The 12,410-nt window shown below is 44.1% G+C and carries 9 protein-coding genes and 1 tRNA gene; 6 read left to right on the forward strand and 4 right to left on the reverse strand.

Features of this window, described 5'->3' with window-relative positions:
• Window positions 1-31 precede the first annotated feature (31 nt).
• A tRNA-Tyr gene (locus NL647_RS11050) sits at window positions 32-116 on the reverse strand.
• Between the two features lie 282 nt (window positions 117-398).
• On the opposite strand from NL647_RS11050, the gene NL647_RS11055 reads away from it, so the two are divergent.
• From NL647_RS11055 to NL647_RS11065, 3 genes are all read left to right on the forward strand, one after another.
• Window positions 399-1,496: an efflux RND transporter periplasmic adaptor subunit gene (locus tag NL647_RS11055; RefSeq protein WP_033008673.1), complete on the forward strand. Its 1,098-nt coding sequence runs from the start codon at window positions 399-401 to the stop codon at window positions 1,494-1,496.
• Window positions 1,496-4,609 (forward strand): multidrug efflux RND transporter permease subunit VmeF, encoded by a 3,114-nt coding sequence (gene vmeF, locus NL647_RS11060; RefSeq protein WP_005446615.1) that lies wholly within the window; start codon window positions 1,496-1,498, stop codon window positions 4,607-4,609. Before NL647_RS11055 ends, vmeF begins: the two co-directional genes overlap by 1 nt.
• A 227-nt stretch (window positions 4,610-4,836) precedes the next feature.
• Window positions 4,837-5,034: a type II secretion system protein gene (locus NL647_RS11065; RefSeq protein WP_009698330.1), complete on the forward strand. Its 198-nt coding sequence runs from the start codon at window positions 4,837-4,839 to the stop codon at window positions 5,032-5,034.
• A gap of 102 nt (window positions 5,035-5,136) precedes the next feature.
• Here NL647_RS11065 and NL647_RS11070 read toward each other — a convergent pair whose 3' ends face one another.
• On the reverse strand, window positions 5,137-5,712 hold the full coding sequence (locus NL647_RS11070; RefSeq protein WP_005446619.1) for a porin family protein: 576 nt from the start codon (window positions 5,710-5,712) through the stop codon (window positions 5,137-5,139).
• 202 nt (window positions 5,713-5,914) lie between these two features.
• Here NL647_RS11070 and NL647_RS11075 point away from each other — a divergent pair, with 202 nt between their 5' ends.
• Window positions 5,915-6,232, forward strand: a complete 318-nt coding sequence (locus NL647_RS11075) for a DUF1244 domain-containing protein (RefSeq protein ID WP_005446621.1) — start codon at window positions 5,915-5,917, stop codon at window positions 6,230-6,232.
• Between the two features lie 73 nt (window positions 6,233-6,305).
• Here NL647_RS11075 and NL647_RS11080 read toward each other — a convergent pair whose 3' ends face one another.
• Window positions 6,306-7,400, reverse strand: coding sequence for a PLP-dependent cysteine synthase family protein (locus NL647_RS11080; RefSeq protein WP_009698329.1), 1,095 nt, complete (start codon window positions 7,398-7,400; stop codon window positions 6,306-6,308).
• Between the two features lie 145 nt (window positions 7,401-7,545).
• Between NL647_RS11080 and NL647_RS11085 the strand changes: the two genes are divergently transcribed.
• Complete coding sequence (locus NL647_RS11085) at window positions 7,546-8,013, forward strand: Lrp/AsnC family transcriptional regulator (protein WP_017188345.1); 468 nt, start codon at window positions 7,546-7,548, stop codon at window positions 8,011-8,013.
• Window positions 8,014-8,343: 330 nt separating this feature from the next.
• A complete protein-coding gene (locus NL647_RS11090) occupies window positions 8,344-11,394 on the forward strand; it encodes a cadherin repeat domain-containing protein (RefSeq protein ID WP_253650154.1) in 3,051 nt (1,016 codons plus the stop codon).
• Window positions 11,395-11,450: 56 nt separating this feature from the next.
• On the opposite strand, the gene tesB is transcribed toward NL647_RS11090, so the two are convergent.
• Entirely contained in the window at window positions 11,451-12,311 is an 861-nt protein-coding gene (gene tesB, locus NL647_RS11095; RefSeq protein WP_005446627.1) for an acyl-CoA thioesterase II, read from the reverse strand.
• Between the last annotated feature and the right edge of the window lie 99 nt (window positions 12,312-12,410).

The raw sequence follows: 12,410 nt of genomic DNA on the forward strand, positions 1-12,410 counted from the left end.
CATGTTCAAAGGAAAAACATAAGAAAGAATATGGTGGAGGGGGACGGATTCGAACCATCGAAGGCAGTGCCGGCAGATTTACAGTCTGCTCCCTTTGGCCACTCGGGAACCCCTCCAGGGTATTTTTATACTTAAGAATGTTTTCCCAACACATCTCTCAAGTGCGGAGCGCATCATAGCAAACTCGCTCAAGCTGTAAAGCGTTTTTCTTACGTTTTTAAGTTGAATGCTGCCTTTTTGGGCAAAGATGGTAGAAAGTCAGCGTTTTGTATGTCGTTTATACAAAAGAGAAACTGACTTTTTACTTGAATTTACACTACTTGACGTTAGGCGTCGTATCAACTGATAAACTGTAATCAGTTTAATGACATAAGTTTATCTGTTTAGTAGTCAAAATTATGAGTATGAGAGCCACTTTATCCGTTCTAACGCTTTCTATTTTAATGGCATCACCTGCGGCTTTTGCTGCAAAACGTGGTCCATCGACGGTTACGGTCGTAACTGAACAAGTAGAGACGCATCAAATCAACCAATCTCTATCATTGATTGGTAAGCTAGAAGCTGCCCAATCAGTGATTGTTGCTTCTGAAGTTGCTGGCAAGGTAAAAGATATCCCCGTAAAAGCCAATCAAAACGTTCAACAAGATCAGCTGCTCATTCTACTAAATGATGACAAAGCGCAAGCAGCATTAGTAGAAGCAAAAGCTTACCTAAAAGATGAACAGCGTAAGTTAAAAGAGTTTCAGCGTTTGGTGAAACGTAATGCCATTACTCAAACGGAAATTGATGCGCAAAAAGCAAGCGTAGAGATTGCGGAAGCGCGTCTAGATGCAGCAAAAGCTAACCTAGCGGATCTAAATATCAGTGCACCTTTTGCCGGTACGGTTGGTTTTATCGATTTTAGTCGAGGAAAAATGGTCAGTGCAGGCTCTGAGTTGCTGACGTTAGATGACTTGTCCGTAATGGAGCTGGATCTGCAAGTACCTGAGCGTTACCTATCGATGTTATCTGTTGGTATGGAGGTTCACGCGACGACCAGCGCTTGGAACGGTGTTGATTTTGTCGGTAAAGTCACAGGCATCGATACTCGTATCAGTGCAGAAACGTTGAACTTACGTATTCGTATCGAATTCGACAACCCAGAAAACCATCTGAAGCCAGGCATGCTTATGAATGCGTCTTTGGCATTCCCTGCGATTGAAGCACCAATTATCCCAGTTCAAGCGCTGGAATATTCCGGAACGAAGCGTTTTGTGTACGTTATTGATGAAGACAACAAAGCGAAGCGTCAAGAAGTGTTCTTGGGAGCACGTGTCGATAATGAAGTGGTGATTGAATCTGGTGTAGAGATTGGCGACAAGATCGTCGTGCAAGGTATTGTGAACATGCGCGATGGCGTCGAAGTGAAAGAAATCGTCGCACCAGGAAAAGCGAAAACTGCGAATGCAACCAGTGAGCAGAGCGCGCAAGACGAAGCGGCTAAGGAAGCAAATTAATGTTACTTTCTGACGTTTCCGTAAAACGCCCTGTTGCGGCGCTGGTATTAAGCATGCTGCTATGTGTATTCGGCTTTGTGTCGTTTACCAAACTTGCAGTGCGTGAAATGCCAGATATCGAAAGTCCAGTTGTATCGATCAGCACTCGTTATGAAGGCGCTTCTGCAACCATCATTGAAAGCCAAATTACTTCGGTACTGGAAGATCAACTTTCGGGCATCAGTGGAATTGATGAAATTAGCTCCACTACGCGCAACAGCATGTCGCGTATCACCATCACTTTTGAATTGGGTTATGACCTTAATACCGGCGTAAGTGATGTTCGTGATGCGGTAGCTAGAGCACAGCGTTCGTTGCCAGATGAAGCTGATGATCCTGTTGTTTACAAAAACAATGGTTCTGGTGAAGCTTCTCTCTATATTAACCTCAGCTCATCAGAGATGGACCGCACACAATTGACGGATTATGCCGAACGTGTGCTTATGGACCGTTTCAGTTTGATCTCGGGTGTTAGTTCTATCGATCTGTCTGGTGGTTTGTACAAAGTGATGTACGTGAAACTCAAACCAGATCTGATGGCAGGACGTTCGGTTACTGCCTCTGATATTACAGCAGCGCTTCGTAGTGAAAACTTAGAAAGTCCGGGTGGTGAAGTTCGAAACGATTCGACAGTGATGTCAGTGCGAACTGCCCGTACATACAACACGCCAGAAGATTTCCAATACCTTGTGGTGAAACGTGCAAGTGACAACACGCCTATTTACCTAAAAGATGTGGCTGATGTGTTTATCGGTGCAGAAAACGAAAACTCGACCTTTAAGAGTGATGGTGTCGTGAACATCAGTTTGGGGGTGGTGCCTCAATCAGATGCGAACCCTTTAGAAGTTGCGCAGGCTGTGCGTTCTGAAGTGGATAAAATCCAGAAGTTTTTGCCAGATGGGACTCGTCTAGCTATTGATTATGATGCCACTGTCTTTATCGAACGTTCGATCGATGAGGTCTACAGTACACTCTTTATTACGGGTGGTCTGGTAATTCTGGTTTTGTACATCTTTATCGGTCAGGCACGAGCAACGTTGATTCCTGCGGTGACGGTACCAGTGTCACTGATTTCATCATTCATCGCTGCCTACTATTTCGGTTTCTCTATTAACCTCATTACCTTGATGGCGTTGATCTTGTCTATTGGTCTGGTTGTGGACGATGCAATCGTAGTAGTAGAGAACATCTTCCACCATATTGAACGTGGTGAATCACCATTATTGGCGGCTTACAAAGGTACGCGTGAAGTAGGTTTTGCTGTTATCGCCACAACGTTAGTTCTTGTGATGGTATTCCTGCCGATCTCCTTTATGGATGGCATGGTCGGTTTGCTGTTTACTGAATTCTCAGTTTTGTTGGCAATGTCGGTGATCTTCTCGTCCTTAATTGCTTTGACGCTTACTCCTGTTTTAGGCAGTCAAATTCTAAAAGCGAACGTGAAACCAAACCGATTTAATCAAGCCGTTGATAAGCTGTTTGCGAAATTGGAAGCAGGTTATCGTAAAGCGCTGCGCGGTGCGTTGAAAGTTCGTTGGGCTGCACCTTTGGTTATTATCGCGTGTATGGGTGGCAGTTACTTCTTGATGAATCAAGTGCCTGCACAGTTAACTCCGCAAGAGGACCGAGGCGTGATCTTTGCCTTTGTTCGTGGTGCAGATGCAACTTCCTATAACCGTATGTCAGCGAACATGGACATTGTAGAAGATCGCTTAATGCCGTTACTAGGGCAAGGGTTCTTGAAATCGTTCAGTATCCAAACACCAGCATTCGGTGGTCAAGCGGGTGACCAAACGGGTTTCGTTATCATGATTCTGGAAGACTGGAACGAACGTGATGTCACTGCTCAAGATGCGTTGAATCAAGTTCGTAAATCACTGGCAGGTATTCCTGACGTTCGTGTCTTCCCATTCATGCCGGGTTTCCGTGGTGGATCGAGCGAACCAGTGCAGTTTGTCTTGGGCGGATCGGACTACGATGAGCTATTAGTCTGGGCAGAAATGCTCAAGAACAAAGCTGAAGAATCACCAATGATGGAAGGCGCTGAAATCGATTATTCAGAGAAAACGCCAGAGCTATTGGTGTCTGTCGACAAACGCCGCGCGGCTGAACTTGGCGTGAGTGTTCAAGACATTTCTGAAACTCTGGAAATCATGCTTGGTGGTAAAAGTGAAACGACTTATGTTGACCGTGGTGAAGAATATGATGTTTACCTTCGAGGTGATGAAAATAGCTTCAATAACGCGGCTGACTTAAGCCAGATTTACTTGCGCACTACCAGCGGTGAGCTAGTGACTTTAGATACGGTGACTAAGGTAGAAGAAGTGGCTGCATCGATTCGTTTGTCTCACTATAACAAACAGAAATCCATCACCATTACTGCCAACTTATCAGAAGGCTACACTTTAGGTGAGGCGCTTGATTTCTTAGACCAAGAAGCGATTGATAACCTGCCGGGTGATATTTCAGTGAGCTATTCTGGTGAATCAAAGGACTTCAAAGAGAATCAAGCCAGTGTTGCAGTTGTATTTGCCTTGGCATTGTTAGTTGCATACCTCGTATTGGCGGCGCAGTTCGAAAGCTTCGTCAACCCTCTAGTGGTAATGTTCACTGTGCCGATGGGGGTCTTTGGTGGCTTCCTTGGTTTGGTAGTGATGAGCCAAGGGATGAACATCTACAGTCAGATCGGCATGATCATGTTGATCGGTATGGTAACTAAGAATGGCATCTTGATCGTTGAGTTTGCTAACCAGTTACGTGACCGTGGCATTGAATTTGAAAAAGCGATTACTGATGCGGCAGCTCGTCGTCTACGTCCGATCATGATGACTGCATTCACAACACTTGCCGGTGCGATTCCTTTGATCATGTCGACAGGCGCGGGTTATGAAAGCCGTGTGGCTGTCGGTACGGTTATCTTCTTCGGTATGGGCTTTGCGACATTAGTGACACTGTTTGTTATCCCTGCGATGTACCGATTGATCTCTGCGAAGACACGTTCACCTGGTCATGTAGAGGCTGAGTTGAACAAAGCGCTAAGCCACGACACAAAAGGACGTATTGCTCATCCATAAGGTGTTACCGCTAAGACGTTGAATATAAAAGCCGAACAATTTTTGTTCGGTTTTTTTATATTTTCCGCTTGGCTATTTATAGATCTAATGATAATTGTTGGTTGTTGTTTCGCCACTTCTTCGAGGGGCACAGGACTCGCTCATCGTGTTTGACCGAATGATGGGTCTTGGCAGGCAATGTATCTGAGGATTAATACTTTGGCTGGCGTTACTATTGAGGTGTTCCCTTGAAAAAATTCCGTGGCAGTTACATGGTTGAGATGGTTTTAGTTGCTGGTGCAATGGCGCTATTAGCGACAACTGCGTTACCGCAGTTAACAGGCGCGATTCAAGATCGCCAAGAAAACATTTTGACCTCATTGGATGCGGGTCAAGGCAGTAGTCATGTGAAGCAAGACACCGCTGGTCAGTTTTCTGAACAATAAGTTGCTTAGTGACTCCGTGCAATAAATTCAAAAAAGCCGAGGTAATGACCTCGGTTTTTTTGTCTTCAATTCTGAACGTAATATAAGCTTGGGAAAGTCTGATTAAAAGCGTTTACCTAAGCTTACTTGGACACCTTCATAGCTGTCATAAAAGTTATCAAAGCCCATATCTGCCACATTGTAGATGTACTCAGCACGAAGCCAAATATCTTTACTCATGTCCCAGTGAATACCTGCACCAACGTTGAATAGCGCGCCAGAGTCATCGGTGACTTTTTGAACATCAGGAATGTACATTTCTGCTTGAGTACCCAATGCGGTCACGCGACCAAATAGTGACAATGGTGTATCACCCAAGTTATCGCTTGTTAGTACGGCTGACATACCTGCTTGGTAGTAATGAAGGTCTAAATCTGTCTTAAGAGAATCATTCTTAAGTTCATTTTGTGAATAACGCAACACACCCTCAAACGCAAGGTATTGGTTTACGTTGTAGCCCCAGCCAATTGTAATATGAGGTGTTGACCAACCACTGTCTCGATCAGAACCAAACTCCGGCGTGTCGAAGCCCACATTACCAGTTCCAAGGTACAAATAAGATTGGTGAGTTTGTTCTTGAGTAGCGAAAGTTGGCAGACTCATGGTCAATGCAGATAATAATAGGATGGCGTTTTTCATAACTTGGCGATAACCTTTGTGAAAGACCGTTTTTAGAATTAGTATTAATTTAATCAATAAGATAACTGGCGGTTATCATATCAGTCTTTTGGGTGAGTGCGTGATTTTACAAGGAAATTTGTTGTAATGACGCAAATTTTAGACTCATCACGCTCACTCATTTCTATGCTATGAACTGCGAGATAAATAAAAGGAAAGTAAAGTGGCTGAATTCAAGTACAAAAATCTAACCCAAGAAGAGCAAGACAAGCTTGATGCAGCGACATTTCGTCGCCTGTTGGCTCACTTGGATGAAAATAAAGACGTGCAAAATATTGATCTCATGATCCTTGCTGGTTTCTGCCGCAATTGCTTTAGCAAATGGTATAAAGCAGAAGCTGAAGAACTAGGTGCGGATATCGATATCGATGATGCTCGTGAGCGTGTCTATGGCATGACTTACGATGAATGGAAACAGAACCACCAACCTAAAGCAACGCCGGAGCAATTGGCTGCATTTGAAGCACGCCAGAAGAAGTGATTTTTCTGTATTAAGCAGATAAAAAAATAGCCCGCTGATTGAGCGGGCTGTTTCTTTATTTGGCGTCTGAGTTTTACTCAGTGATTGGACCGCAACATGCTGGTTCAACGCAACCTTTTGACTGAATAATTTCAAGCTGTGCTAGGTAAGGTTGAATGTCACCGATGTTTTCTTTTACCCAATCCGTGTTGTAGTAAGTGTCTAGGTAACGTTCACCAGAGTCACACAGAAGCGTTACGATAGAGCCAGTCTCACCCCGTTGTTTCATCTCACATGCAAGCTGAAGAACACCATATAGGTTGGTGCCTGTCGACGCGCCAACTTTACGACCAATTAAGCCTGACAGCCAATGTGCTGTTGCTACGCTTGCAGCATCAGGAATTTTGCGCATTTCGTCTACCACACCTGCGATAAAGCTAGGCTCTACTCGTGGACGACCGATACCTTCAATCTTGCTGCCGTTTTCGCCTTTAATCTCTGCGTTGCCAGACTGGAAGTAGTCATAGAATACCGAGTTATCTGGATCAACCACACACAGTTTTGTGTCGTATTTTTGGTAACGAATAAAGCGACCAATGGTTGCCGATGTACCACCCGTACCTGGGCTCATTACAACCCAACTTGGGATTGGATGATCTTCCAACTCCATTTGGCTAAAAATAGAGTTCGCAATGTTGTTATTACCACGCCAGTCAGTTGCGCGCTCAGCGTAAGTAAATTGGTCCATGTAGTGACCGTTTAGCTCTTTCGCTAGTCGACGAGACTCATCGTAAATTTGGTCTGAACGGTCAACAAGGTGCGCTTTACCGCCGTAGAATTCGATTTGTTCAATTTTCTTGCGTGCTGTCGTTTTTGGCATCACCGCAATAAATGGTAAGCCAAGAAGACGAGCGAAGTACGCTTCAGAAACCGCTGTACTGCCTGACGATGCTTCGATCACCGTGGTTTCTGGACCAACCCAACCATTACAAATCGCGTAAAGGAACAGCGAGCGTGCCAAGCGGTGCTTTAGTGAGCCTGTCGGGTGGGTGCTTTCATCTTTTAAGTAGATATCGATGCCTTCCAAAGAAGGTAGATCTAACTTGAATAAGTGGGTATCTGCTGAGCGTTGAAAGTCTGCTTCGATTTTGCGTACAGCATTGTTGATCCAGTTGTGGTCAGTACACATAACATGACTCCTCGAAATTCTGTAGGGTAGTTGTTTTTGTCTATAGGGATAATCTACCTATAACTGCAGAGAAAAACTTTGCTATTATTGTTCTGTTATTTGTCAAAAGTAGAAAAATTTTCTGCATTAAAGGGTTTTTATAGTAATGGGCTTAGATAAAATCGATAAGCAGTTGCTTTCTTTCCTCCAAAATGATGGAACCTTGTCATTAAATGACTTAGCTGAGCGAGTTAATCTAACGACCACGCCTTGCTGGAAGCGTTTAAAAAAGCTAGAAGATGAAGGCTATATTGAAAAGCGTGTCGCGCTACTGAGCGCGGAGAAGTTAGATTTATCCTTCATTGCGTTTGTGCAGCTCAAAACCAGTGATCACTCAGAAGGGTGGTATAACCATTTTGTGACGACCGTAAGTGATTTCCCTGAAGTGATGGAGTTCTATCGTATGGCAGGAGAATACGACTATATGATGAAAGTGGTCGTCAAAGACATGAAGTGTTTTGATGAGTTCTATAAACGATTGGTGAACAGTGTAAAAGGTTTATCCAACGTAACATCAACCTTTGCTATGGAACCGATAAAGTACACTACTGAGCTACCAATTTATGGCGTTTAATTTCTCTTTCACATCTCCGTGAGCGCCTTTTTAGGGCTCACTTCTTTTACCTCCCACAATTATTAGCACCTCAAAGTGTGATTCGGTGCTTATATTTTAACCTGTTGAAAACCCAATATTTATTATCGCTAATTTAATAACTTAACGTAAGGTAAACGTTTGCTTATCTTTTCTTTTTGCAAGTTTTCGAAAATTGTCGGCAATTTATGGATCTTGTGAATGTATTTCGGGGTTGATAGGTATGAAATTAATCCCAAATGGGGGTGGTGATGAATAAAACATCGTATTATTATCGCGCCACATTCCTGATGTAAGAAATTATTACAAAAAATGAAAAGATATTATTTTCTCTTGTTTTTCGCTGCTGTTATTGCAGGTTGCGGTGGTGGGGGCGGTGATTCCAAACCCGATAATTCAAACTCTTCAACTCAAACGACCAAGCAAAGCCGTGCTCAGTTAAAGGTAGAAGACACAACGCTTGCCTTTGATGGCGTTGGTCACGTTCTTAATACAACGATGAGCAATGTGCAGGGCACGATCACATACCAAATTCTCTCTTCAACACCTTCTAATGTGGTCCAAATTGATGAATCTGGGCAATTGCAAATTCTGCGCCCTGGCATCGCGAAGGTAAAAGCGACGGATAACAGCTCGATTTATGAGTCTTCTGAGGCAGAGTTCACTGTGACAGTGAGCAAAGGCACTAACCCCGATTTAGTGGTCAACGAACTCAATTTGAACGCATTGAATAAAGACGGTGAGTTATTGGTTGTTCGTGGTCAACGAGGCCAAATAAGCTTTGAAGTGGTTGATGGTGATGAGCACTTGGTTCGCGTAAACCAAAATGGTCGCGTGTATGCTATTGGAGCGCAAGGTCAGGCGCGAATCCGTATTCACGATACGGGAGATGATTATTACCAAGCGCGCGATATTTATGCCAATGTCCATGTTTTCCAAGTTGGTGCTGAACAATTACAGTTTGCGCCTCTAAGCCCTGTTTATAGGGACGGTTTAACGCTAGAACCAGTTCGACTGGATGACGTCGAAACTGAGAGTCTTACGTTTAAGCTTGCTGACAGTAACGTCCAATCCGATGTTGTTGAAATTCTTGATAAGAACACCGGTTTACTGTTGATTCATAACGCAGGGCAGGTCGAAATAGAGGCGACAGCAACATACAGCCAAGGTTTTGTTCAGCAGCAACAAACAGCCCGTTTTGTGGTGAACGTTGCCAAAGGTAAGCGTCAGCCGCTCAACTCTATCAATATCGCTGCAAACTACAGTGCTAACCAATCGCTGTATCCTCTTGTTAGCAATGCAAAGGGCGACTACTATTTTGATGTGGCTGAAGGGCAAGATGTTGTTCGTGTATCCCCAAATGGAGACGCTCTGATCATACAAGGTGTCGGTCAAGCAAAAATCGACATTATTGAGCGAGAAATACGCAATTTTCCTAATACGCAAACTCAAATCACGGTTGATATTGCTCCAGCACCGCACCCAGACATGGAAGATGTTGCAATTGCTCTCACTTATCAAGATGAGTTAACAGTTCCACTGCAGTTTGCTGGTCAGAAAGGCAAACTCAGTTTAGTTGATTCTATTCCTGAAGGGCTGCAAATTGCTGCCGGTAAAATCTATGTAAATAGAGCAGGCAGCCACACGCTACGCTTTGAAGATGATGGTGGTGAGTATTATCAATCGACTCAGTTTGATGTCGTTCTTAATGTCGCCAAGGCTCAAGGCTCAGCAATGCCTGTGAAAGACTATGAGGTTGTATACAGCACAAATCATCAGTTCCAGTTATTACGTGATTTTGAGTTGCTCGCTTCTGGCGATGGAATTGAAGTTCTCGATAATACCCAGCCGAGTGTTGCTGATGCCATCGCGAATGGTCTGGTTCACGTGTATAAAGCGGGTGTGACAACCTTAACGTTACGTCGTAAAGAGAGTCAGAACTATACCGCGGGACCAGAGCAAACGGTAACCTTCACCATATTGAGTGCACCGAGTCGAATCCAGATTAGCTCTGATGTCGAAGTTAATTGGAACGCGCTTAAACCATCGGTAGCCAAACCGACAATTTCAGGAGTGGTTGGTCAGGTCAGCTATGCGTTTGCTGAAGGTTCAGAAACCGATGTGGTTTCATTAGACCCTAACTCAGGTGAAATGCGAATTCTGAATGCTGGCAGCACAAGAATTGTCGTGTCTGATGTGGGCAATGAGCAATACTCCGCTGGACAAGCAAGCTTTAGTGTTACCGTTAAACCGATTGAGAGCCGTGCGACTATTGACTATCCACAAGCGACATATGGCTCTGGTGACAAGTTACAACCTAATTTAAACGGTGATGGTGTCAAAGCTGAATATCGCTTGATCAACCAATCAGCGCCGTCTGTAAAAATGGCTTCAAACAATGGCGAGTTAACGATACTGCACGCTGGAGATTACATGGTTGAAGCCACGCTGACAGGACGTAACTACCTAACTAAAAAGGTCAGCTATCAGGGGAAAATAGGCAAAGCCGATCACCCTGGTTTATCTGTACTTCGCCAAGACGTAGAGTTTGAACCCTTCAAAGAAGTGGTGCTAGATTTTGGTCGAGCAATTGGCGAGCGCAGTTACGTACTACACAACGCCAGACGCGAAAATATAGCGTCACTAGATCCTTCACGCGGTGTTATTACCTTAAAAGGTTATGATTCTAGTAGCGCTGTGCAAATTCGTATTGCTGAGAAAGAAACCCGCGATTACAAAGAGATGAGTGACACTCCGGTAACAGTAGCACTCAACCTCTCTGCTTCTGGTGTGGCGGATAAGTACACACATTTAACAGGTGGTCAAACGGTCGTTGGTAGTGAATTGAATGCACAACAATTCGCTAATTTAAAAGAAAGTGAATTTGGTATTATGGGAGCGAGCTTATTACGAGAGCCTACAGATACTGAATTGGTTGAGAATGGCGAAGGTAAAGTTGCCCTGTTGCTGATGAGGCCAACAGATAATGATGACCCAATGGCAGTGCGAGCTGTGTGGATGCATATTGCTCGTTTTGATGGCTGTCGTGCTGCATTATTGGATCCTAATGATCCTCGCCCATTTTTAGCGATCGACTATTCAGCGGAAGGTTATTGTAAAACCGGTGCAACCTTTCGTATGACTCGTTATTTGGTTATTGATGACAGCAAGCTTGAAAAAGGAACCAAATACGAGATGGTCAGCCCATTGATTCAGTACCGACGTGGACATCGCGAGTTTATGGCCACTAAGAGAGGAGGACAATACGCGGAACCAGGTGTGATTTATCATAAAGGTGAGTACGGTCCTCCAGACAGCTTGTACGAGTGGTCTGTTGTTACTTTTGAATATCAAAAAAACTAACTGACATAAAAAGGAGTGCATAAGCACTCCTTTTTAGTCCCAATTTGTGAGAAGAGCTATTTGGTAAAGCGCATCACACCTTCTTGAACGGCCGTTGCAACAAGATGACCTTGTTGGTTGTAGATTTCCCCACGAACTAGACCGCGAGTGTTACTGGCGGTTGGACTTTCAATTACATACAGCAACCACTCATCCATCTTAAACGGGCGGTGGAACCAGATAGAGTGATCGATGGTTGCCACTTGGAAGTTCGGAGTCATCAATGACACTTCGTGTGGATGAAGTGCCGTTGTTAGGAAGCCCCAATCCGACGCGTAAGCTAGGAGATATTGGTGAATCAGTTGGTTCTCTGGCATTTCTCCATTGGCGCGAATCCATAGGTACTGTTTCGCTTCAGTTTTCTTAGGTTTCAATGGGTTTACGATGTTGACTGGGCGAGTCTCGATAGGTTTTTCGCCACAGAATGTTTTGCGTAAACGCTCGGGTAAGAACTCTGCAATATGGCTGGCAAGCTCAGTTTCCGAAGGGAAATTCTCCGGTCCAGGAATATCTGGCATGGTGTTTTGATGATCAAAACCAGGAGCATCGCCATGATAAGACGCCGTTAGATAGAAAATAGGACGACCATTTTGAATCGCTTTGACTCGACGAGTACTAAAGCTGCGCCCGTCACGTAGGTTCTCTACGTCATAGATGATTGGTTTCTCTGGATCGCCAGGATAGAGGAAATAACTGTGAAACGAGTGCACTGTGCGTGCGTCCTCTACAGTGTAACGTGCAGCAGATAATGCCTGTCCAATAACCTGACCACCGTAAACTTGAGGTAAACCTAGGTTCTCGCTTTGACCACGGAACAAGCCTTCTTCTAGTTTTTCGAGTTGTAGTAGGCTGAGCAATTCTCTTAGTGGTTTACTCATGATGTCTCCTCACCTTGTTTTTATTGCTGCTTCAATTATGAAACAAAATCAACTGTTTGATAATTTCTAACTTAGTCAAACTATTGTCAAATAGATAAG

Origin of the sequence: Vibrio sp. Y29_XK_CS5 (genome assembly GCF_024181835.1) — a bacterium.
Taxonomy (GTDB): Bacteria; Pseudomonadota; Gammaproteobacteria; order Enterobacterales; family Vibrionaceae; genus Vibrio; species Vibrio harveyi.